We start from the raw sequence: 21,012 nt of genomic DNA on the forward strand, positions 1-21,012 counted from the left end.
GTGAGGTCTGATCAGACCAGTTCAATGATGGCCATCTCGGCGTTGTCGCCACGACGGGGAACGGTGCGGGTGATGCGGGTGTAACCACCCTTGCGATCGCTGTAGCGGTTGGGGGCCTTGTCGAACAAGGCATGCACCAGCTGCTTGTCGTAGATGTAACCCATGGCCCGGCGACGGGAGGCGAGGCTGCCGTCCTTGGCCAGGGTGATCATGCGCTCGGCTTCGTCGCGAAGCGCCTTGGCCCGTGCCTTGGTGGTGGTGACTCGACCTTCGCGAATCAGCTGGGTGGTCAGGGCGCGCAGCATTGCCTTGCGCTGGTCAGCTGGACGTCCCAGCTGAGGAACTCGGCATTGATGACGCATGGTTCTGTCGGTGACGAAGACGAAAAAGGACGTTCAGGCCGTTCTGCAGTTATGCAGAAGTGCGGCTCTGGGGGATGGAGATGCCGATGCGCTCGAGGGCTTCGATCACTTCATCAGCAGATTTGGAACCGAAGTTCTTGATCTCCAGAAGATCCTCGTAGCTGAAGCCCATCAGGTCAGAAACGGAGTTGACCTGGGCCCGCTTGAGGCAGTTGTAGGCGCGAACCGAAAGGTTCAGTTCCTCAAGAGGAATCTGTGCTTCCGCCGAGGGCTCGGGTTCAGCAGGAACTTCCTCCACGAGAGTGACCGTGGCCAGCGGCTGGAAAAGCTCAATCAATTGATTGGCTGATTGAGCCAGGGCTTCGTCGGGGGTAATGGAGCCGTCAGTGACGATCTCCATCCGCAGGCGCTCGCGGGCCGAACCGCCTTCGGCAACAGCGGTTTCGTCGATGGTGAAGTTGACCCGGGTCACGGGCATGAACACCGCATCGATCTGGAGTAGATCGATGGCACTGGTTTCTTCGTTGTGGCGATCAACCGGGCGATAGCCGACGCCGCGCTCAACGTGAAGCTCCAGCTCGAGGCTGTGGCCGTCAGCCACGGTGGCAATCGGACGATCGGTGTCCACCACCTGCACCTGGGAGGAGAACTGAAGATCTCCGGCCTTCACCTCAGCGGGACCAGCAACCACGAGACGGCCGATCTCGAGTTCGGCCGAACGGCTGTTGACGGTGAGCTCCTTGCAGTTCAGCAGGATGTCGAGAACGTCCTCACGGACCCCAGGAACCGTGGCGTATTCGTGATTGACACCGGCAATGCGGATGGCGGTAACAGCACTGCCTTCCAGCCCACCCATCAGCACGCGGCGCAGCGCGTTGCCCAGGGTCGTGGCCTGGCCACGCTCGAGGGGGCCGATCAGGAAAACGCCGGACTGGGCGCGATCGTCGGCCACCTGATGCTCAATGCGATCAATCTGGTACTGCAACACGGTCTGAATCGGGGTAAGGGGAGAAACCGGAGGTAAATCAGCTCGGTTCAGACGCGGCGGCGCTTGGGCCGGCGGCAACCGTTATGGGGCAGGGGGGTGACGTCGCGAATCAGGGTGATTTCGAGTCCAGCGACTTGGAGAGCACGGATGGCGGTCTCACGGCCTGAGCCAGGACCCCTTACGAGCACTTCGATCTGACGCATGCCTTGGTCGAGGGCGCGACGTGCTGCTGCTTCTGCGGCGGTTTGAGCCGCGAAGGGGGTGCCTTTGCGAGCACCTTTGAAGCCACTGGCGCCTGCAGACGACCAGGAGATCACCTCACCGGCCGTGTCGGTGATGGACACGATGGTGTTGTTGAAGGTGCTCTGGATGTGAGCAACACCGTTGGGGACGTTTCGCTTGGCCTTCTTGGGCCCGGATTTTTTGACGGTTTTAGCCATGGCCGTATGCAGTCAGTGATTAAGGATGTTGAGGACTTACTTCTTCTTGCCAGCCACAGTTTTCCGCGCGCCGCGGCGGGTGCGGGCGTTGGTGCGGGTGCGTTGGCCACGAACCGGAAGGCTCATGCGGTGGCGACGGCCACGGAGGCAGCCGATGTCCTGCAAACGCTTGAGGGCCATGCCTTCCTGACGGCGCAGATCACCTTCCACCGTGTAATTCTCTAGAGCACCGCGGAGTTTCTGAAGATCTCCGTCCTCCAGATCTTTAACCCGGATGTCGGGGTTCACACCGGTTTTGGCCAGGATGGCCTGTGAGCGGGTGAGCCCAACTCCGTAGATGTAGGTGAGGGACACTTCAATCCGCTTGTCGCGGGGAATGTCAACGCCGGCGATCCGTGCCACGTTCGTTCAGTTGAAAAGGACAGATACCTCCGAGGTCCTGGAGGCGAGGAATGTTTCAGAACAGCTGGGGATCAGCCCTGGCGCTGTTTGTGCTTGGGGTTGGCGCAAATGACCATGACCTTGCCGTGGCGACGGATCACCCGGCACTTGTCACACATTTTTTTCACTGAGCTGCGCACCTTCATGAGGCGTGGCTCTCCAAATTTCCAAACGGTAACGGTACCATGCCGGTCAACCAAGAATGGAATCGATCCGCTTGGTGATCTCCTCGACTGTGCCCTGGGCGGGGACGGAAACCAGGAGACCCTTATCGCTGTAAAAGCGAATCAGGGGTGAGGTTTTCTCGCGGTAAACCTCCAGGCGATTGCGGATCACCGCTTCGTTGTCGTCGGCGCGACAGCGGGCCAGCAGCCGTTCAATCAAAACGGCGTCATCCAGCTCCAGCAGAACCACGGCCTGGATGGGTTGCTGCAATTCGGCCAGCAGGGGTTCGAGGGCTTCAGCCTGGGGCACCGTGCGGGGGAACCCATCCAGCAGCCAGCCATCTGTGGTGAGTGCCTTCATCTGGCTTTCCACAATCGCCAGCACGAGGGCGTCGCTCACCAGCTCGCCGCGGTTCATCACCGCTTCAGCTTCTTTGCCCAGATCGCTGCCGGCTGCCACTTCAGAGCGCAGCAGATCGCCTGTGGATAGATGCTTCATGCTGTTGGCATCGCACAGCCGAGCAGCCTGTGTGCCTTTGCCGGCTCCGGGAGGACCAAGAAAGAGCAAGCGATTTTTCATGGTTGCGTAAGCGTGAGGTGACGTGAACGGAAGGTGCGCTGCCCAGCAGCGCTCACTGGCGAACGAGGCCTTCGTAGCGTTGTGAGATCACATAGGTCTGCACCTGCTTGGCCGTGTCGATGGCCACACCGACCAGGATCAGCAGTGACGTGGCGCCAAGCCCCTGGAAGGTCTGAACATTGGTGGCGCGTTCGACGGCCGCAGGAATGATGGCGACGGCGCCGAGGAACAGACCACCCAGCAAGGTGAGGCGGTTCTGGACTCCTGAGAGATAGGTGGCCGTGGCGCTGCCGGGGCGAACGCCTGGAATCGCCACACCACCCCGTTTCAGGTTGGTGGCGATGTCAGAGGGATTCACCGTGAGAGATGAGTAGAAATAAGAGAAGCCCAGGATCAATGCAAAAAAGGTGAGCGCGTACGGCCAAGGGTTCGCAGCCCCAGGATTCAGGGCACTGGCTGCACGGATCAACCACTCACTCTTGGTGAGATTGGCGATGGTGACCGGCAGGAAAATCAGGGCTGAGGCGAAGATGATCGGCATCACACCGCCGGCATTCAGCTTGAGCGGCAGATAGCTCTGACGCGTGGGGAGAACACCTGGTCCACCCACTTGGCGCTTGGCACTGACGATGGGGATACGGCGAGCCCCCTCCTGCACAAAGATGATTCCAACGATCGTGGCCAGGAACACCAGCACCAGAACAATGATGCCCAGCACGGTGTCGCGGTCACCGGTTTGAGCGGCTTCGATCGTGGCGCCGAGGGTGCGGGGCAGGGTGGCGACGATGTTCAGAAAAATCACCAGGGATGCGCCCTGGCCGATGCCCCGCTCCGTGATCACTTCACTTAGCCACATCACTACCATTGAGCCGGTGACAAGGGCCAGTGCGGTCTGCACCACAAAGGTCACCTCGCTGAGGCCTTCCACGGCGTATTGGCGCAGGATCATGGCGAAGACCACGCTCTGCACAAGACCCCATCCCAGCGCCACATAGCGTGTGATCTGGGCGATCTTGCGTCGGCCGGCCTCGCCCTCATTCTTCTGGAGGTCTTCCAGCTGCGGCAACGCTGCGGTCAGCAGCTGAAGGATGATCGAGGCATTGATGAAGGGCAGGATCCCCAGGGCAAAGATGCCCAGGGTGGAGATCCCTCCGCCCGTGAAGATGTCGAGAAAACCGATCAGCTGTCCGCCTTGATCGATGAACTGCTTGAACGCTTCACGATCGATTCCGGGCATCGGGATGTAGATCCCAAGGCGCACCAACAACAGCAGGCCGAGCGTGGTGAGCACACGACTGCGGAGCCCAGGGTTGGTGATCAGCTGGCCGATCACTTCGGAGGCGTTGGGGTTGCGACCCCGACTGACGAGCATGTCCGGAAGAAAGTGAAGTTGGGCGAAAAGCCAAGAAGCCGCCCGTGGATCGAAATCCAGCGGACGGCTCAGACCCTAGGGCTGACTTGGGGGCGAGCCCTTTATTAGTGGAGAATGTCGCAGGTGCCGCCTGCGGCTTCGATCTTGGTGAGGGCGGAGGATGTGAACGCCGCGGCTTGAACGGTCAGCTTTTTGGCTGTTAGTTCACCGTTGCCGAGCATCTTCAGCGGATGCTTGGGGCTGGTCACGATGCCGTCCTTGACCAGGGAATCCAAATTGACGGTGCTGCCGTCCTTCAAGTCGTTCAACGCCGAGACGTTGAGCACGGTGAAGTGCTTTGGATTCACCAGAGGGAAGTGCTTCAGCTTCGGCACCCGGCGGTACAGAGGCATTTGGCCACCCTCGAAGCCAGGGCGCGTGGGGCGACCCGAGCGGGATTTCTGGCCGCGCATACCGAAGCCGCAGCTGGCACCCTGACCGGCGGCGATGCCGCGGCCTTTGCGCAATTTGCGGCGACGAGCGCCCTTGTTGGATTTGAGGGAATCGAGTCGGAGAGTCATCGCGAATCAGGAGTAGATCTGTTCGAGGGAGATTCCCCGTTCTTTGGCCGTCTCCTTGTGGGTGCGGAGAAGCGACAGAGCCACCATGGCAGCCCGTGCATTGTTCAGGGGGGTCTTGCTGCCCAGGCGCTTGGCCAGGACATTCTTGATGCCGGCGAGTTCGAGCACTGTGCGGATGGAGCCGCCAGCGATCACACCGGTACCAGGGGCTGCAGGGCGGATGAGCACGCTGGCAGCACCATCACGACCATTGGAGAGGGTCGGGATGGAGTTGTGGCGGGTCAACGGCACTTTGACGAGGTGCTTCTTGCCATCGGCAACACCCTTGCGGACGGCACCGATCACATCACCGGCTTTGCCGACACCAACGCCGACCTGACCTTTCTCGTTGCCGACGACGACGATGGCTCGGAAGCTCATCTTCTTACCGCCTTTGACGGTCTTGGAGACGCGGCGGATCTGAACCACGCGCTCCTGCCATTCGGAATCGCGCTCCTGGCCGCGACGACCACCACGTCGGTCGCCACGACGACCGTCACGGTCGCCACGGCCGCGGCGCTGTTCCTGTTGCTGCTGCCCTTCGGCTGCGGCTGGAACGTCGGCTGCGCCCGGCACGGCGTTGGGATTGGATTGGGGGGAGGAATCTGTCATGGGTTGAGCAGGAATCAGAACTGAAGGCCCGCTTCCCGGGCAGCATCGGCGAGGGCTTTAATCCGGCCGTGGTACAGATTTCCGCCGCGGTCGAACACCACTTGCTGGATGCCTTTGGCCATGGCGCGCTTGGCAACCAGTTCGCCAACGGCGACAGAGGCGTCGCAGCTGCCAGCCGGAGCCTTGAGGCCGGTGCGCAGCTCCTTATCAACAGTGGAGGCTGAGCAGAGTGTGCTCTGGGCCGCGTCGTCGATGACCTGGGCGTAGATGTGGTTGTTGGAGCGGAACACGGCCAGCCGCGGACGGTCTGAGGTTCCGGTGATGTGACGACGCAGTCGCCGGTGGCGTTTCTGCGTCTGCTGTTTGCGGGAAATTTGGGACATGGTGGGTGAAGGGAAGGAACGTCAGGACAAGGCTTATTTCTTGCCGGACTTGCCTGCCTTGCGCAGGATGCGCTCGCCCTCGTACTTGATGCCCTTGCCTTTGTAGGGCTCGGGGGGACGGATGGCGCGGACCTTGGCGGCTTCGTTGCCCACCAGCTCCTTGTCGATACCGGAGACGATCACCCTGGTGTTGTTCTCCACCTTGAAGGTGATGCCCTCGGGGGCTTCCATCTCGACGGGGTGGCTGTAGCCAGCACTCACCACGAGAGTTTTGCCTTTGACCTGGGCACGGGAGCCCACACCAACGATCTCCAGGGCCTTGCTGTAGCCGTTGCTGACACCCTCAATCATGTTGGCGACAAGGGTACGGCTCAGGCCGTGGCGCTCACGGGAGATGCGCTTGGTGCTCGTGGGGGAGACCACGATGGTGTTGTTGTCCTGGCTGACGCTGACGCTGACGCCTTCAGGAAGGGTGCGCTCCAGTTCGCCTTTGGGTCCTTTCACCTTGACGGTGAGACCGTCGAGGGAAACCGTGACCTTTTCAGGGACGGGGACAGGGTTTTTGCCGATTCGTGACATGGTTCAGCTCCGGATCAGTAGACGTAACAGAGCACTTCGCCACCGACGCCCTCACGACGGGCATCGCGGTCGCTCATCACACCCTTGGAGGTGGAGATGATCGCCACGCCCAGTCCGCCGAGGACTTTGGGCAGGCCGCGAGTGTTCTTGTAGATGCGGAGACCGGGCTTGCTGACCCGCTGCATGGAGCGGATGGTGGGCAGCCTGTGCTTGCCGCTGTACTTGAGGGCGAGCACCAGTTCGGTGCGAATGCCTTCACCCTGCTCGCTGATCTCGGAGATGAAGCCCTCCTGCTGCAGCACCTTGGCGATGCTGCGGGTCATCCGCGAAGCGGGGATCTTGGTGGTTTCGTGACGTTTCTCACTCGCATTGCGAATGCGGGTGAGCATGTCGGAAATGGGGTCGTGGTTGGCCATAGGTGTCGACGGGGAGGGCTCAGTTGCTCTGGAACGGCATTCCCATCTCGCGGAGGAGGGCCCGGCCCTCTTCGTCCGAACGGGCAGTGGTCACGATGGTGATGTCCATGCCCCGGATCGCATCGATCTTGTCGAAGGAGATCTCAGGGAAAATGATCTGTTCGCGCACCCCAAGGGTGTAATTGCCGCGGCCATCGAAACTCTTGGGGCTGACCCCGCGGAAGTCGCGGATGCGGGGTAGCGCCAGGTTGATCAGGCGCTCCAGGAAGGCATACATCCGATCACCACGGAGGGTGACCGCACAGCCGATCGGCATGCCCTGCCGAATCTTGAAGCCGGCGATGGCTTTTTTGGCGCGGGTCACAACGACCTTCTGGCCGGTGATCTGCGCCAGCTCATTCACCGAAGCCTCGAGGGACTTGGCATTGGCGGCGGCTTCGCCGAGACCCCGGTTGACGGTGACTTTCAACACCTTGGGGACTTCGTGGATGTTGGTGAGGGAGAGATCCTTCTGCAGCTTGGGCTGGATGGTCTCCCGATAGCGCTTCTTGAGTGACATAACGGGTTGGGGTGCTTCTGGGCGTGGTCAGAAGTCGGGATCAGTCGAGGACTTCACCGGTTTTCTTCAGCCGGCGCTTCTTGGTGCCGTCCTTCTCGACGACGATTTCAACGCGGCTTGCCACCTTTTTGTCGGTGGAGTACAGCATCACGTTGGAGGCATGCAGGGACGCTTCCTCCGTCACGATGCGACCTGTCTCGCCCTCCTGGGTGGGCTTTTCGTGGCGGGTGCGCATGTTCACGCCCTCTACGACGACACGATTCTCGTTGGGCAGGGTGCGCAGGACGGCACCGGTTTTGCCCTTGTCCTTGCCGGCGATCACCTGAACGGTGTCGCCCTTGCGGATGCGCATCTTGATGCGCTCGGTGGCCTTAGCCTTGGTGGTTGCAGTCGCCATGGTCAGATCACCTCCGGAGCGAGGGACACGATTTTGGTGAAGCTGCGCTCACGCAGCTCACGGGCCACCGGTCCGAAGACGCGGGTGCCTTTCGGGTTTTTGTCGTCATTGATGATGACGGCGGCGTTGTCGTCGAAACGGATCGAGTTTCCGGTTTCACGACGCATGGTGGCTTTGGTGCGGACCACAACGGCCTTCACCACGTCGGACTTTTTGACGCCCATGTTGGGGGCGGCATCCTTCACGGCGGCAACGATCACGTCGCCCACGTGGGCATAGCGACGGTTGGTGCCGAGGACGCGAATGCACTGGATGCGCTTGGCGCCGCTGTTGTCGGCAACGGTGAGATAAGACTCCTGCTGGATCACTGCTTCACCTCCTGAGCTTCAGCCTTGTTGGCTTCCTCAGCTGCGGCTTTCGGGCTGTGGCTGAGAACCTCGGCGATGGCCCACCGCTTTTGGCGGCTCATCGGACGGGTTTCAGTGATGCGAACGCGGTCACCGACGCGACAGGTGTTGTCTTCGTCGTGAGCCTTGTAACGGGTGGTACGGCTGACCGTCTTTTGATAGATGGGGTGTGGGAAGCGGCTTTCCACCGCGACCACCACCGTTTTTTCCATCTTGTCGCTGACGACGGTGCCGATCCTTTCCTTGACTGCCATGGTTACGGAGTGGGGGATCAGGAGGCGGTGGAGCGCTGGCGCTCCGACTGCACCGTCATCAGCTGGGCCAGCTTGATGCGGGCCTCTTTGAAACGGTGCGTGTTAGCGAGCTGGCGCGTGGCCTGCTGGAAACGGAGTTGGAACAGTTCGCGGCGAAGGCCGTCGATCTGTTCGTTGATGTCCGAATCGGACAGGCTGCGCACATCGGCGGCGTTGGGACGGGCCATGGTCAGGACTCCACGGTGATGGCTTCAGAAGCTGCCGGAGCCTTGGCACCAGCTGACTTCTCCTGCTCATCCAGTTGGATGAACTTGGTCTTCACGGGAAGCTTGTACTGCGCGAGGCGCATGGCTTCCTTGGCGATTTCGGGGGTGATTTCGTCACCGCCCATCTCGAACAAGATCCGGCCGGGCTTGATCACCGCCACCCAGAATTCTGGGTTGCCCTTACCGGAACCCATCCGGGTTTCGGCAGCACGCATGGTGACCGGCTTGTCGGGGAAGATCCGGATCCAGATTTTTCCGCCACGCTTGACGTAGCGGGTCATGGCACGACGGCTGGCCTCGATCTGGCGCGAGGTGATCCAGCCACATTCCTGTGCCTGCAGCGCGAATTGTCCGAAGGCAATGGTGTTGCCCCGGGTGGCGACGCCGCGCATGCGGCCTCGCTGCTGCTTACGGAATTTGACGCGTTTTGGACTCAGCATGGTTCAGGCCTCCTGTTCAACCCTCGTTTGAGCGGTCTTCGAACTGTTGGGGCCGACGGCTGGCCCGGCGCCGGGGGGCTGCACCCACCGGCATGGGCTGAGCCTGTTCGCTCAGCACTTCGCCCTTGAATACCCAAACCTTGATGCCGAGCACGCCGTAGGTCGTGCTGGCCACCTTGGTGGCGTAGTCGATGTCGGCACGCAGGGTGTGCAGGGGCACCCGACCCTCGCGGGTCCATTCCGTCCGGGCGATCTCAGCACCGTTCAGGCGACCGGACACCTGGATCTTCAGACCCAGAACGCCGGCACGCTGAGCGCGCTGCACAGCCATGCGGATGGTGCGGCGGAAGGCCACACGCTTCTCCAGCTGCTGGGCGATGTACTCGGCAAGGAGGAAGGCATCGCCGTCGACGCGTTCGACCTCGACAACATTGATCCGTACCTGACGACTGGAGTCGCCGATGGTCTTCTGAATGCCGGAGCGAAGCTCTTCGATGCCGCTGCCTTGACGGCCGACCAGCACGCCGGGGCGTGCGGTCTTGAGTTCAACTTCCAGTTGATCGGCCTTGCGGGCGATCAGCACATCACTGATGCCGGCGGAGCCGTACTTCTTGTGGATGAACTTGCGAATCCGGTCGTCCTCCTGGAGGAGGGCCGGATAGTTCTTGCTGGAGGCGTACCAGCGTGACCGGTGTTCCTGGGTGATCCCCAGGCGCAGACCGGTTGGGTTGATTTTGTGTCCCATTGGGTCAGAGTCCTCGGGGGTCAGGAATCGGTCTGAGCCGCCACAGCAATGCTGATGTGGCAGGTCTGTTTCTTGATCTGGTAAGCCCGGCCCTGGGCGCGGGGGCGATAGCGCTTCATGGAGGGGCCCATGTCAGCGGTCGCGCTCGAGATCACCAGAGATGAGGGATCGAGACCGAGGTTGTGCTCAGCGTTGGCCACCGCAGACCGGAGCACCTTGGTGATCGGGCCGGTGGAGCGGTAGGGCATGAACTCGAGCATGATCAGCGCGTCGCGATAAGTGCGGCCACGGATTTGGTCGAGCACACGGCGCACCTTCGACACGGAGCCTCGGATGAAGCGACCGTGAGCCTGGGCGGTGGGTGCCGTTGGTGTTGACGATGTCATGGATTAGCGGCCTCCTTTCTTGTCTCTGATGTGGCCCTTGAATGTGCGGGTGGGAGCGAACTCTCCCAGCTTGTGGCCCACCATCTGCTCGGTGATGAACACCGGCACATGGGTGCGGCCGTTGTGAACCGCGATCGTGTGGCCGATCATCATCGGCAGGATCGTGGAGGCCCGTGACCAGGTCTTGATCACAGACTTGTCGTCGTTGTCGTTCTGCTTTTCAACCTTGCGAAGCAGGCTGTCGGCAATAAACGGACCTTTTTTGAGTGAACGTCCCATAACGGTTTAAGCAAGCGGATAAGTGATGGTTTGCATCAGGAATCGCGTCCGCCACGGCTCCGCTTGGAGGTCTTGCGACGCTTCCGGAGCACGTATTGGTTGCTGGGTTTGTTCCGCTTGCGGGTCTTGAGACCGAGGGCGGGTTTGCCCCAGGGGGTCACCGGGCCGGAACGGCCGATCGGTGCACGACCCTCACCACCACCGTGGGGGTGATCGCAAGGGTTCATCACACTGCCTCGAACCTGAGGACGACGTCCGAGCCAGCGGCGACGACCGGCCTTACCCAGGCTGGTGTTGCGCATCTCGGAGTTACCGACCTCGCCGAGGGTGGCGTAGCACTCGCGGCGAACCAGGCGAACCTCGGTGGAGGGCAGCTTCAGAGCGACGTAGTCGCCTTCTTTCGCCATCACCTGGGCACTGGCACCGGCGGTACGGACCATTTGGCCACCACGACCGGCGTAGAGCTCAACGCAGTGAACCGCCGAACCGAGGGGCACCGAGGACAACGGCATGGCGTTGCCGTTTTCGATCGGGGCATCAGGGCCGGAGACCACGGTCTGACCCACCTGAACTCCTGCGGGAGCCAGGATGTAGCGCTTCTCGCCATCGGCGTAGAAGAGCAGTGCCAGACGCGCGTTGCGGTGCGGGTCGTAGTGGATTGCGGCCACCTTGGCGGGGACACCGTGCTTGTTGCGACGGAAATCCACCACGCGATAAAGGCGCTTGTGGCCACCACCACGGTGGCGGCAGGTGATCACACCGCGGTTGTTGCGGCCCTTGCGGCGGTGTTTGGCCACCACCAGGGTCCGCTCTGGTTTGCGGCTGGTGATCTCACTGAAATCAGTGACCACCCGGGTGCGGGTACCGGGGGTGTAGGGGCGGAAATTACGGATTGCCATGACGATTCAGACCCCTCAGGACTCAGGGAAGAGTTGGATCGAGTTGCCCTCCGCCAGGCGCACCACGGCTTTCTTCACCTGGGCACGTTTGCCGGCGAAGCGACCCATGCGACGGGAGCGTCGCGGGGGATTCATGGTGCTGATGCCGGTGACCTTCACATCGAAGAGCTGCTCAATGGCGGCCTTGATGTCGGGCTTCGCGGCGCGGTGGTCCACCTCGAAGGTGTACTGGTTGATTTCGAGGGCGCGGGTGGCCTTCTCGGTGATCAGGGGACGTCGGATCACATCCGCCAGGCGTCCTTGGAAACGTTCAGTCATCGCCGTAGACCTCCTGGATGGTTGCGAGAGCTTCCTCGCCCAGCACCAGAGCATTGGCGTGGAGCAGGTCGAAGACGTTCAGCTGATCTGCGGAGATCAACTTGACTTTCTCCAGGTTGCGCACGGAACGGCGAACAACATCGGAGGGGTTCGTCAGAACGATGAGCACCTTGGAGCCGGCAGCAACACCGAGGCGTCCCAGAGCATCCGTGATCTCACGGGTCTTGGGGGCCTCCAGCGAAGCACCGAAGTCCTGCACGACGGTGACGTCGTCGATGCGGGCCATCAACGCAGTGCGCAGGGCCAGACGACGCTCCTTGCGGTTCATCGCAAGGTTGTACGTGCGGGGCTTGGGTCCAAAGATGATGCCGCCGCCAGGTTTCAGGGGAGTCCGGATGGATCCCTGACGGGCCCGACCCGTTCCTTTCTGCTTGTAGGGCTTGCGACCACCACCGCGCACTTCCGAGCGGGTGAGGGTGCTGGCGGTTCCTTGGCGTGCATGGGCCTGCTGACGCAGAACAGCCCGATGCATGAGATCAACGGCGGTGGTCTCTTTGGCCACCTTCAGGTCCAGGGTTGCCTTGCCGGCTTCCTTGCCCTGCCAATCACGAACGACACAACTGGCCATCACTTACCTCCGTTGGCGGGCTTGGCGCCCACGCGCAAGGCCGGGCGGATGTTGAGCAGCGCACCAGGCTTGCCGGGCACGGATCCCTTCACCACCAGCAGGTTGTGCTCGCTGTCCACCTTGAGGATGGTTAGGCCGCGGGTGGTGATTTTCTTGCCGCCGTAGCGACCGGCCATCCGCTTTCCGGGATAGATGCGGCCCGGGGTGGTACCGGCACCGGTCGAACCGGGCTCGCGGTGGTTCTTCGAACCGTGGGTCATTGGACCCCGGCTGAAGCCGTGGCGCTTCTGGTAGCCAGCGAAGCCGCGGCCAACGGTGTCACCGCTGACGTCCACCTTCTGGCCGGCTTCGAAATCGCCGACGGTGATGGCGCCACCGAGTTCGAGACCTTCAACGCTGTCGACGCGGTATTCGCGCAGATGACGCAGAAGACCCTCACCGGATTTGTTGAGGTGACCCTGGGCGGGCTTGTTGATCAGCTTCTCGCGGGTTTCGCCAAAGCCGATCTGCACTGCGGAATAACCGTCAGTGTCGTCGTTTTTGAGTTGGGTGATGCGGCAGGGGCCGGCTTCGATCAAGGTGACCGGAACAGCTCTGCCCTGCTCGTCGAAGAACTGGGACATACCCAGCTTCTTCCCGAGGATGCCGATGGACATGGATGGGGAGGAAGCGCCAGCGTGGACAACCACCAGGCGGAGAACCGCATGGGGTCAGGTGCTGATCGATTGGACGCAGACGTGTTTCGAAGCGGAACTCCCGAAGGAGTTGATTCGAATGGGCTAGCGAACGATTCAGCGAGGCTGGGACTTGCATCTGCACGATGTGCTGTTGCAGTTTCCCGACGGAAATCTCCGAAGAAAGCTTCCGTACTGGCCTGGGGATTCGACGCAATCGTCGAATCTGTTCTGCCGACTGGAGGCCCGGCTAGCGGACGGGCACAGAAACACAGAACAAACAACGAACTTACAACACCGACCTTCCCTCTCCCCTGATCCCTCTGCCTGCTGCCAGAATCCCCTTCAATCCCTGTAGCTGCCATGCCTCTGCTTCTCACCGGTCAGGCATTTCGCCGTGATCTCGAAGCCAATGGCTGCCTGGCGGTGCAGGCTCCGCTCGAAGGCGGTGCAGAAACCCGTCTATTAAGACGTCTGCGCGGCGCCGGATACAGCACTCGCATGACATCGGCCCGTGGTCTTGGTGATCCGGAGGTGTTTCTCACCCAGAAGCACGGCATTCGTCCGCCCCATCTCGGCCATCAAAGTGTTGGTCGTGGTGCTGCTGTGGGAGAAGTGCAGGAGGTGGCTCCCCAGCTCGGCGACTTGTTTGAAAGTGATGCTCCTGTGGCTCTCTGGCTGCTGGAAGGCCAGGTGCTCTCGCGCTCCGAACTTCTCTCGCTCTGCGATCTGTGCAAGCGCGAACCGCGTTTACGCATCATCGTGGAGATGGGTGGTGCTCGCAGCCTGAAGTGGGAACCGATGACCACATATCTGAAGGCCTGACGCCTGACGACGCCCTCGCTCAGGGCCTCTGGGTCAAGCTGATCTGTGGGGCAAGCAACCAGGATCTGCCTGCCATTGCCGACCTGACCGCAGTCTTTGCGGCTGTTGGCGTTCATTGCGTTGACGTGGCTGCCGATCCAGCGGTCGCTCTTGCAGCCCGTCGCGGCCTGGACTGGGCTGAGGCGCAAACAGGGCGTCGCCCCTGGCTGATGGTGAGCCTCAGCGATGGCACCGATGCTCACTTCCGCAAGGCTTGGTTCGATCCTGGTCGCTGCCCTGTGGACTGTCCGCGGCCATGCGAAAGGATTTGTCCGGCGGCAGCGATTCCGCCCGGTGCTGGCATCGACCAGCAGCGTTGCTATGGCTGCGGCCGCTGCCTGCCGGCTTGCCCCCATGGGTTGATCGAGGAGCGCGACCACCGCTTGGCGCCCGAGCAGGTGATCTCCCTGCTCCAATCGATTCAGCCCGATGCTCTGGAGATTCACACCGCATCTGGGCATGACGAGGGCTTCGCAACGCTGATCCAAAGCCTTCAGCAGCACAAGGTTCCCTTGCGGCGCTTGGCTGTGAGCTCCGGCTTGGAGGGCCACGGCGTGAAGGCCGATCAGTTGGCTGATTTGCTTTGGCGTCGCTACTCCCGCCTGCGGCAAGCCGGTTACAGACCCCTCTGGCAGCTGGATGGGCGTCCGATGAGCGGCGATGTGGGGGCTGGCACCGCGCGGGCAGCAGTTCAGCTCTGGCGTGCCATGCGGAGTCTGGCCCCGCCGGGCCCGTTGCAGCTGGCCGGTGGTACCAACGCCGCAACGCTGGAGTTCTTGCGTCCCACGGAACGGCCGGCTGGCATCGCCTTTGGTGGTGTGGCCCGTCGCTTGCTGATGCCTGTGCTGGATGAGGCGCAAACCCGTCGGCTCGCCCTGTGGCAATGGCCCGAGGGTTGGGAGCGTGCCCTCTCCCTCGCGCGTCCATTGGTGGCGCCATGGCTGCAGCGCTCTTGCTAGAAGGCTGAAACGCGCAGATCCCATGGGCACGCAACGGGTCACCGACGATCTGGATCGCCTCCTCGAGCTCCTGCCGGAGGCCGTGCGGGAGCAGTTGCGGCCGGTGGAGGCGCGGCAGCAGTTGCTTGAGGTGGTGCTCGATCTCGGTCGGGTTCCGGAAGCGCGTTATCCAGGCCGTGCCCTGGCGCTGGGCTCCACGCCCCTGTCCCGCGAGGATCTCGCGGTCGTGGTGGCCAGGCTTGGTCAGTTCGGTGGCGATAACCGTGCGGGAATCGAACGAACGCTTCACCGGATCAGCGCGATCCGCAACCGTCAGGGCGACGTGGTCGGTCTGACCTGCCGGGTGGGCCGAGCCGTGTTCGGCACCGTTGCCATGGTGCGGGACCTTCTGGATGGAGGGCAGTCCCTGCTGTTGATGGGGCGCCCGGGTGTGGGCAAGACAACGGCGTTGCGCGAGATCGCTCGGGTGCTTGCGGATGAGCTGGAGCGGCGCGTGGTTGTGATCGACACGAGCAATGAGATCGCCGGTGATGGCGACATTCCGCACCCCGCGATCGGTCGGGCCCGCCGCATGCAGGTGGCCAGGCCTGAGCTGCAGCACCAAACCATGATCGAGGCGGTGGAAAACCACATGCCCGAAGTCATCGTGATCGATGAGATCGGCACGGAGCTGGAGGCGCAGGCCGCGCGCACCATCGCTGAACGTGGCGTGGTGCTGGTCGCCACAGCCCACGGCAATGCTTTGGCCAACCTGATCAAGAACCCCACCCTCAGCGATCTGGTGGGGGGAATACAGGCGGTCACCCTCGGGGATGAGGAGGCCCGGAGGCGGCGCAGTCAAAAAACGGTGTTGGAGCGCGCCGCCGAACCGACGTTTCCGGTGGCGGTTGAAATGCACAGCCGTCAGCGATGGGCCGTGCACACCGACGTTGCCGCCACCGTGGATCAATTGCTCCGGGGCCTGAAGCCAAGGGTTCAGGAGCGCGAGCTGACGCCTGAAGGGGGCGTTCAGCTGGTGGACCCGCCGCAATCTTCGGGTCTGCTGCGGCCTCCGTCCCAGCGGTCGTTCGCGGATCAGCCGGTCTCTGTTCCCGTGCCCATGCCTGCGGCCAGTGACCGAGAGGTCAGTGCAGCAGAGAAACCAGCTTCGCCGGAGACCAGCGCCGAGCATCTGCAGGTTCTCTGTTGCGGGGTTCCTCCCCGTGTGGTGGAGGAGGCCATCCGGTCCCACGGCTGGAAGGCGCGGGTTGTGGAGGACTTGAGTGAGGCCGATGTGGTGTTGAGCGTTCGGCTGGGTCTCAGTCGTCAACCATCACTGCGCCGTCAGGTCAGGGATCTGGGGATCCCGATCCTGGTGATCAAGTCCGACACTCTGCCCCAGGTGACCCGTGCCATGGCCCGTCTTCTGCGCCGTCAGGCCACCGAAACAGCCCCAGAGGTCACCCCGCCGGATCAGGCGTCTCAGGACGATGAATTGGCTGCTCTCGAAGAATGCCGTCTTGCGGTGGAACAGGTGGTGATGCCGCAAGGCCGGCCGGTGGAGTTGCTGCCTCGCAGCGAGCGTGTTCTCCGGATGCAGGCCGACCTCGTGCGCCGTTACCGACTGCGCAGCGATGTTTTCGGTGAGGCTGAAATGTCAAGGCTGAGGGTTTTCCCCCGCTGATCGGCCGTCGGTTGATTCGCCCGGTGGATTGACGAAGGGTTGGCTGCTGTGGGTAACTATGGGTACTCCGGTGATCCGCAGGTTGCGGTTCAAACGGATCAATGGGCCGTCGCCAAGTGGTAAGGCAGCGGGTTTTGGTCCCGCCATTCCTAGGTTCGAATCCTAGCGGCCCAGTTTTTGTCCATGAATGATCGCCCTCTGCTGGTCTTCGATTTCGACGGAGTCATCGTCGATGGCATGGCGGAGTACTGGTGGAGTGCTTGGCATGCCTGCCTTCGTCTTGAGGCTGCCCCCGAGGGCTTGACGCCCGATCAGGTGCCAGACGCCTTCCGTCAGCTGCGGCCGTGGGTGCATCAAGGTTGGGAGATGGTGCTGCTGGCCGCTGAGCTGCCCGTGCTGAACCTTCCGGTTTGGCTGCAGTCCTATGGGGAGGCGCAGGCCTCGGCACTGCAACGGCGTGGATGGCAGCCGGAGCAGCTGCAGACAGCACTTGATGCCTCCAGAGATCAAGCCGTTCGGCAGAACCGTTCCGCCTGGTTGGCCCTGCACCGACCTTTCCCCGGCCTGGTGGAGCGGCTGCAGCAGTTGGAGGCTGAGGGGGTGGACTGGTCTGTTTTGACCACCAAAACCCAGGCCTTCACTGCCGAGCTGCTGAACGGCCTTGGCCTGAATCCTTGGCGCCTGGATGGTCGGGAGGCTGGCGCCAAACCTCAGGTTCTGCTCCAGCTTCAGCAGCAGCGAAGGCTGAGTGGCTTCGTGGAAGACCGCCGGGCGACCCTGGAGGCGGTCCGCTTAACGCCAGGGTTGGAACAGCTGCCCTGTTTTCTGGTGAGTTGGGGCTATCTTCGCCCGCAGGATCAGAGCGGTCTTCCGCCTGGAATTGCGTTGCTCCATCCGGATCGCTTTCGGGCCCCCCTGGCGCAATGGCCCTGATTCGTTACGGTACGCTTGTACTACTTGAGACGATTCGGCGCTTCTGTGGCATTGGATCTCTCGTTCCTTAGTTTCAGGTCCTTCTCATGCCTGCAGATATGAAATCCGGCGCTTCCGATCCCCGTCCCTCCGGAGAGAGGGACAAGGCGCTGAATCTGGTTTTGGGTCAGATCGAACGCAACTTCGGCAAGGGATCGATCATGCGGCTGGGCGATGCCTCCCGCATGCGGGTGGAGACGATTTCCACCGGTGCGCTGACCCTTGACCTCGCGTTGGGTGGTGGTTATCCGAAGGGTCGCGTGGTGGAGATCTACGGCCCAGAAAGTTCCGGTAAAACCACGCTCACTCTGCACGCGATTGCTGAAGTGCAAAAGCGTGGTGGTGTGGCGGCCTTTGTGGATGCGGAGCATGCCCTGGATCCCGTGTATGCCGCTTCTCTGGGCGTTGATGTCGAGAACCTGCTGGTCTCCCAGCCCGACACCGGTGAGATGGCGCTGGAAATTGTTGACCAGTTGGTGCGATCCGCGGCGGTTGACCTCGTCGTCGTCGACTCGGTGGCGGCTCTCACCCCTCGTGCTGAGATCGAAGGTGAGATGGGAGACCTGGCGGTTGGTGCTCAAGCGCGTCTGATGAGTCAGGCGATGCGGAAGATCACAGGCAACATAGGCAAGTCGGGTTGCACCGTCATCTTCCTCAACCAGTTGCGTCTCAAGATTGGTGTGACCTACGGCAACCCAGAGACCACCACTGGCGGCAACGCGCTCAAGTTCTATGCCTCGGTTCGCCTCGACATCCGTCGAATTCAGACGCTCAAGAAGGGAACCGAAGAGTTCGGTATCAGGGCCAAGGTGAAAGTGGCGAAGAACAAGGTGGCGCCGCCCTTCCGCATCGCTGAATTCGACATTCTCTTCGGCCGCGGCATCAGCACCCTGGGCTGTCTGCTTGATCTGGCTGAAGAAACGGGCGTTGTTGTCCGCAAGGGCGCCTGGTACAGCTACGAGGGAGACAACATCGGTCAGGGTCGCGACAACACCATCTCCTGGATGGAGGAGAACCCGGACGCAACGGCCACCATCGAAACGTTGGTGCGTCAGAAGTTGACGGAGGGTTCTGAGGTGAAGGCGAATTCGATGCGCCCCCTTGCCGCTGCTGCGAAGACGGCTGCTGCCGATAAGTCGGCTCCGGCCAAGGCCTCAGAGGCGGCGGCCTGATTTCAGGCGGTCTGGGCCAGGGGCTGCATGACGCGGACCTGGCCCTCCTGGGCCAAATCGGCCATCCGTTGCAATTCCTGGATGGCTTCGGCTCCCTCCAGCTTCACCAGTTCTCGCCCGTTGCGGGATTCCACCCAGCTGATGCCGAAATCTGAGACAAGAAAGCGCACCATGTGGCCATCGCCGATGTCAGCCACAAACGAAGCTCCATGGCCATCACGGCCGTCGCCACAGGAGTAACAGGTGGCTGTGAAGCCCGCGCTTTGAAGACTGCTGGCGAGGGCCTGAAGGCTCATCACCAGGTCTTCAACGACGGATCGGTAGTGCTCGGCTAGGCGCGGAAACATAACTGAGTCTCCATTGAGACCAGTCTAAAGATTTTCTTTTGTTTTCGTTTGTTCGGTTGAGCCGGTTGCTCAGGGGGTATCTGCAAGCGTCCACCAGCCGGCCGCTGGGCCGATGAAGCGCACCGTGATCCAGAGCACCACCATCCCTCCGATTCCGATCCAGGCGCCGCGGGTTGTCACCGCCATGAACTGCTGCGTCTGGTTGCGGGTAAGCGGAAGCCAGGACACGACCCTTGGGGAGGTGTCCACAGTTTTGGTGCTGGCCTTTGACTGACGAGGGGGTAAGCCCTGGGCAGCCCGGCGGCGTGCTTCTCCCATGCACTTCTGAGCGTTGAAGGGAGGTTAGGCGTTGTTCAATCCGGAAGCAGTCGCTGCAATGGAATCCAAGGTTCCAGTCGGTGCAGCACCTGATCACCCCAGCTGCGCCCTCGGAGGCGGCCATCGAGGATGGCCAGGCGACCACCACTGCGGCGCAGCGGCGCAATTGCGGCAGGAATCAGGCTCAGGGCTTCAGGCAGCAGCAGGGTGCGGAACCAGTCCTCTCCCTGCTGTTTCAACCGCTCCACCCGAGCTGAAGTGAGCGGATTGTCCAGGCTGGCGATGGGGAGCATGGCGACAATCAGCTGCGCCGGGGCCGGCAGCTGCTCCTGATGCTCCAGCCACCAGTCCCAGTTGCAGGTCACCACGCCATTGCTTTCGGGTGCTGTCGACTCATGCAGCACACGGCGTCCAAATTCCGCAGCCAGGGAGCTGGTCAGTTGCCGACGCAGCTGGTCGTCATTAATCAGAACAAGGGTGAGCCCCGCCTGGCCAAGGATGAGCCTTCTGCTCTCCTCCAGGAGATGTTGAGCGTAAATCCGGGTGTTCGGCAGCGGTTGGCGACGCGGGGCATAGAGGGGGAGGGGTTCATTCAGCTCCCGTTCCCGCAGTGATGCTCGCACGTCGGGGACAACGCCGGCCTGTTCAAATTCCAGATCAAGCCTGGCGTTGTCTCCATTGCTGCTGAACATCAGGCAGGGGTGATCCAGCAGCACCCCCCTCAGCAGTTGGAGCGGTTCGAGGGGGGCCAGCTTCCAGCGCCACTGCAGCAGTCGGTGATCCAGTTCAGCCCATTGACTCCACTCCGCTGGGTTGATGCTGCGGAGGGTGTTCCACGGCTCCGGGCTGGCTGGCAGCAGCTGGAGCAGGTCACGCAGGGCTTGCCCGGCTGAGCCTTCGAGTCGCACCGCGCCACCGGGCCTTGTGGCATCAGCAAACAGCTGGCGGCTCATGCGGTCATGCAGCTCCAGCAATCCAGATTCCGCCTGGGGGCTGGCCTGGCGGAGCTCATCCCAGTGCTGATGCTCGATCTCAAAGGTGAGAGCGTTGCGCATTCGCCGGCTCAACTGATCCATCTCCGGGATCAGCAGTTGGCGTGTGCCCAAGTGCCCGTCGCGATGGGCCTGAATCAGCTCGCCGACATCCATCAGCCAGAGCTGTGGCCCCTCGGGAGGGGTTGATCCCTGCCAGCAGGGAAGCCGTAGCCCCTGGTTGCGTAGACGGGGCAACTCCAACTGGAGCAGGCGCCTGCGCTGGGGGGGCGTCAGCACCAGTGCCCCCGCTTCGGGCGCCAGACACAGCGGCACCAGTAGGCCGAGCCACCAGCGTTCACTGCTGCTGGGGGGGAGTTGAACGAGTGTCGTGTCGCGACGCCTCAGGCTTCGTGCCACCAGCCGGCTCAGGGTCAGGTGGTGGGGCCAGTCGGATTCCTCCTGACGGAGCAGGGTTTTGATCTGGTGGTGGGCCTGGGCTTCCAACATCGTCAAACCCTAAGCAGGGTTCCCCTGGCGATTGGTTCATGGCAATCC

At 62.1% G+C, this 21,012-nt stretch carries 33 protein-coding genes and 1 tRNA gene; 6 read left to right on the forward strand and 28 right to left on the reverse strand.

Annotated features, from left to right (window positions below):
- Positions 1 to 11 precede the first annotated feature (11 nt).
- The 25 genes from rplQ to rplC all read right to left on the reverse strand — a co-directional run bounded on the left by rplQ (position 12) and on the right by rplC (position 13,170).
- A complete protein-coding gene (gene rplQ, locus SYNCC9605_RS01770; protein WP_006851925.1) occupies positions 12 to 362 on the reverse strand; it encodes a 50S ribosomal protein L17 in 351 nt (116 codons plus the stop codon).
- Between the two features lie 49 nt (positions 363 to 411).
- Complete coding sequence (locus SYNCC9605_RS01775; RefSeq protein ID WP_011363374.1) at positions 412 to 1,350, reverse strand: DNA-directed RNA polymerase subunit alpha; 939 nt, start codon at positions 1,348 to 1,350, stop codon at positions 412 to 414.
- Positions 1,351 to 1,397: 47 nt separating this feature from the next.
- Positions 1,398 to 1,790 carry a 30S ribosomal protein S11 gene (gene rpsK, locus SYNCC9605_RS01780; RefSeq protein WP_006850182.1) on the reverse strand — a complete coding sequence of 131 codons (393 nt, stop codon included), beginning with the start codon at positions 1,788 to 1,790 and terminating at the stop codon, positions 1,398 to 1,400.
- A 36-nt stretch (positions 1,791 to 1,826) separates the two neighbouring features.
- Positions 1,827 to 2,192: a 30S ribosomal protein S13 gene (gene rpsM, locus SYNCC9605_RS01785; RefSeq protein WP_011363375.1), complete on the reverse strand. Its 366-nt coding sequence runs from the start codon at positions 2,190 to 2,192 to the stop codon at positions 1,827 to 1,829.
- 71 nt (positions 2,193 to 2,263) lie between these two features.
- A complete protein-coding gene (gene rpmJ, locus SYNCC9605_RS13555; protein ID WP_006850859.1) occupies positions 2,264 to 2,377 on the reverse strand; it encodes a 50S ribosomal protein L36 in 114 nt (37 codons plus the stop codon).
- A gap of 46 nt (positions 2,378 to 2,423) precedes the next feature.
- Positions 2,424 to 2,975, reverse strand: a complete 552-nt coding sequence (locus SYNCC9605_RS01790) for an adenylate kinase (protein ID WP_011363376.1) — start codon at positions 2,973 to 2,975, stop codon at positions 2,424 to 2,426.
- A gap of 52 nt (positions 2,976 to 3,027) precedes the next feature.
- Positions 3,028 to 4,347, reverse strand: coding sequence for a preprotein translocase subunit SecY (gene secY / locus SYNCC9605_RS01795; RefSeq protein ID WP_011363377.1), 1,320 nt, complete (start codon positions 4,345 to 4,347; stop codon positions 3,028 to 3,030).
- A gap of 104 nt (positions 4,348 to 4,451) precedes the next feature.
- Positions 4,452 to 4,907, reverse strand: a complete 456-nt coding sequence (gene rplO, locus SYNCC9605_RS01800) for a 50S ribosomal protein L15 (RefSeq protein ID WP_011363378.1) — start codon at positions 4,905 to 4,907, stop codon at positions 4,452 to 4,454.
- Between the two features lie 6 nt (positions 4,908 to 4,913).
- On the reverse strand, positions 4,914 to 5,558 hold the full coding sequence (gene rpsE / locus SYNCC9605_RS01805) for a 30S ribosomal protein S5 (RefSeq protein WP_011363379.1): 645 nt from the start codon (positions 5,556 to 5,558) through the stop codon (positions 4,914 to 4,916).
- A 14-nt stretch (positions 5,559 to 5,572) separates the two neighbouring features.
- The gene (gene rplR, locus SYNCC9605_RS01810; RefSeq protein ID WP_011363380.1) at positions 5,573 to 5,941 is read right to left on the reverse strand and encodes a 50S ribosomal protein L18; all 369 of its coding nucleotides are present in this window, start codon (positions 5,939 to 5,941) and stop codon (positions 5,573 to 5,575) included.
- A gap of 33 nt (positions 5,942 to 5,974) precedes the next feature.
- A complete protein-coding gene (rplF, locus tag SYNCC9605_RS01815) occupies positions 5,975 to 6,520 on the reverse strand; it encodes a 50S ribosomal protein L6 (protein WP_011363381.1) in 546 nt (181 codons plus the stop codon).
- Positions 6,521 to 6,534: 14 nt separating this feature from the next.
- A complete protein-coding gene (gene rpsH, locus SYNCC9605_RS01820) occupies positions 6,535 to 6,936 on the reverse strand; it encodes a 30S ribosomal protein S8 (RefSeq protein ID WP_011363382.1) in 402 nt (133 codons plus the stop codon).
- Between the two features lie 19 nt (positions 6,937 to 6,955).
- Complete coding sequence (gene rplE, locus SYNCC9605_RS01825; RefSeq protein ID WP_011363383.1) at positions 6,956 to 7,495, reverse strand: 50S ribosomal protein L5; 540 nt, start codon at positions 7,493 to 7,495, stop codon at positions 6,956 to 6,958.
- 40 nt (positions 7,496 to 7,535) lie between these two features.
- On the reverse strand, positions 7,536 to 7,892 hold the full coding sequence (rplX, locus tag SYNCC9605_RS01830) for a 50S ribosomal protein L24 (RefSeq protein WP_006852039.1): 357 nt from the start codon (positions 7,890 to 7,892) through the stop codon (positions 7,536 to 7,538).
- 2 nt (positions 7,893 to 7,894) lie between these two features.
- Entirely contained in the window at positions 7,895 to 8,260 is a 366-nt protein-coding gene (gene rplN / locus SYNCC9605_RS01835) for a 50S ribosomal protein L14 (protein ID WP_006851211.1), read from the reverse strand.
- The gene (rpsQ, locus tag SYNCC9605_RS01840; protein WP_006850241.1) at positions 8,257 to 8,553 is read right to left on the reverse strand and encodes a 30S ribosomal protein S17; all 297 of its coding nucleotides are present in this window, start codon (positions 8,551 to 8,553) and stop codon (positions 8,257 to 8,259) included. Before rpsQ ends, rplN begins: the two co-directional genes overlap by 4 nt.
- Before the next feature lie 17 nt (positions 8,554 to 8,570).
- On the reverse strand, positions 8,571 to 8,780 hold the full coding sequence (rpmC, locus tag SYNCC9605_RS01845) for a 50S ribosomal protein L29 (protein WP_011363384.1): 210 nt from the start codon (positions 8,778 to 8,780) through the stop codon (positions 8,571 to 8,573).
- A gap of 2 nt (positions 8,781 to 8,782) precedes the next feature.
- Positions 8,783 to 9,259, reverse strand: coding sequence for a 50S ribosomal protein L16 (rplP, locus tag SYNCC9605_RS01850; RefSeq protein WP_011363385.1), 477 nt, complete (start codon positions 9,257 to 9,259; stop codon positions 8,783 to 8,785).
- A 16-nt stretch (positions 9,260 to 9,275) separates the two neighbouring features.
- A complete protein-coding gene (rpsC, locus tag SYNCC9605_RS01855; protein WP_011363386.1) occupies positions 9,276 to 10,004 on the reverse strand; it encodes a 30S ribosomal protein S3 in 729 nt (242 codons plus the stop codon).
- 20 nt (positions 10,005 to 10,024) lie between these two features.
- Positions 10,025 to 10,390: a 50S ribosomal protein L22 gene (rplV, locus tag SYNCC9605_RS01860; RefSeq protein WP_011363387.1), complete on the reverse strand. Its 366-nt coding sequence runs from the start codon at positions 10,388 to 10,390 to the stop codon at positions 10,025 to 10,027.
- 3 nt (positions 10,391 to 10,393) lie between these two features.
- Complete coding sequence (gene rpsS, locus SYNCC9605_RS01865; RefSeq protein WP_006849645.1) at positions 10,394 to 10,669, reverse strand: 30S ribosomal protein S19; 276 nt, start codon at positions 10,667 to 10,669, stop codon at positions 10,394 to 10,396.
- Between the two features lie 35 nt (positions 10,670 to 10,704).
- Complete coding sequence (gene rplB / locus SYNCC9605_RS01870; protein WP_006851794.1) at positions 10,705 to 11,568, reverse strand: 50S ribosomal protein L2; 864 nt, start codon at positions 11,566 to 11,568, stop codon at positions 10,705 to 10,707.
- 15 nt (positions 11,569 to 11,583) lie between these two features.
- A complete protein-coding gene (locus SYNCC9605_RS01875) occupies positions 11,584 to 11,886 on the reverse strand; it encodes a 50S ribosomal protein L23 (RefSeq protein ID WP_006850625.1) in 303 nt (100 codons plus the stop codon).
- Entirely contained in the window at positions 11,879 to 12,514 is a 636-nt protein-coding gene (rplD, locus tag SYNCC9605_RS01880) for a 50S ribosomal protein L4 (protein WP_011363388.1), read from the reverse strand. The genes SYNCC9605_RS01875 and rplD overlap by 8 nt, the downstream gene beginning before the upstream one ends.
- On the reverse strand, positions 12,514 to 13,170 hold the full coding sequence (gene rplC / locus SYNCC9605_RS01885; RefSeq protein WP_011363389.1) for a 50S ribosomal protein L3: 657 nt from the start codon (positions 13,168 to 13,170) through the stop codon (positions 12,514 to 12,516). Before rplC ends, rplD begins: the two co-directional genes overlap by 1 nt.
- Positions 13,171 to 13,551: 381 nt before the next feature.
- Here rplC and SYNCC9605_RS01890 point away from each other — a divergent pair, with 381 nt between their 5' ends.
- From SYNCC9605_RS01890 to recA, 6 genes are all read left to right on the forward strand, one after another.
- Entirely contained in the window at positions 13,552 to 14,013 is a 462-nt protein-coding gene (locus SYNCC9605_RS01890; RefSeq protein WP_011363390.1) for an NAD(P)H-quinone oxidoreductase subunit N, read from the forward strand.
- Entirely contained in the window at positions 13,980 to 15,011 is a 1,032-nt protein-coding gene (locus tag SYNCC9605_RS01895; RefSeq protein WP_011363391.1) for an LdpA C-terminal domain-containing domain, read from the forward strand. The genes SYNCC9605_RS01890 and SYNCC9605_RS01895 overlap by 34 nt, the downstream gene beginning before the upstream one ends.
- Before the next feature lie 22 nt (positions 15,012 to 15,033).
- Positions 15,034 to 16,674, forward strand: coding sequence for an AAA family ATPase (locus SYNCC9605_RS01900; RefSeq protein WP_011363392.1), 1,641 nt, complete (start codon positions 15,034 to 15,036; stop codon positions 16,672 to 16,674).
- A 102-nt stretch (positions 16,675 to 16,776) separates the two neighbouring features.
- Positions 16,777 to 16,848: transfer RNA gene (locus SYNCC9605_RS01905), tRNA-Gln, on the forward strand.
- A 9-nt stretch (positions 16,849 to 16,857) separates the two neighbouring features.
- Positions 16,858 to 17,607: an HAD family hydrolase gene (locus tag SYNCC9605_RS01910; protein WP_011363393.1), complete on the forward strand. Its 750-nt coding sequence runs from the start codon at positions 16,858 to 16,860 to the stop codon at positions 17,605 to 17,607.
- An 86-nt stretch (positions 17,608 to 17,693) separates the two neighbouring features.
- Entirely contained in the window at positions 17,694 to 18,818 is a 1,125-nt protein-coding gene (recA, locus tag SYNCC9605_RS01915) for a recombinase RecA (protein ID WP_011363394.1), read from the forward strand.
- A 2-nt stretch (positions 18,819 to 18,820) separates the two neighbouring features.
- Here the strand turns inward: recA and SYNCC9605_RS01920 are convergent, their stop codons facing one another.
- From SYNCC9605_RS01920 to SYNCC9605_RS01930, 3 genes are all read right to left on the reverse strand, one after another.
- Entirely contained in the window at positions 18,821 to 19,165 is a 345-nt protein-coding gene (locus tag SYNCC9605_RS01920; protein ID WP_011363395.1) for a DUF1815 family protein, read from the reverse strand.
- 69 nt (positions 19,166 to 19,234) lie between these two features.
- Complete coding sequence (locus SYNCC9605_RS01925) at positions 19,235 to 19,483, reverse strand: DUF2839 domain-containing protein (RefSeq protein ID WP_011363396.1); 249 nt, start codon at positions 19,481 to 19,483, stop codon at positions 19,235 to 19,237.
- A gap of 35 nt (positions 19,484 to 19,518) precedes the next feature.
- A complete protein-coding gene (locus SYNCC9605_RS01930) occupies positions 19,519 to 20,964 on the reverse strand; it encodes a helicase (protein ID WP_011363397.1) in 1,446 nt (481 codons plus the stop codon).
- Positions 20,965 to 21,012 lie beyond the last annotated feature (48 nt).

The organism is Synechococcus sp. CC9605 (genome assembly GCF_000012625.1).
GTDB lineage: Bacteria > Cyanobacteriota > Cyanobacteriia > PCC-6307 > Cyanobiaceae > Parasynechococcus.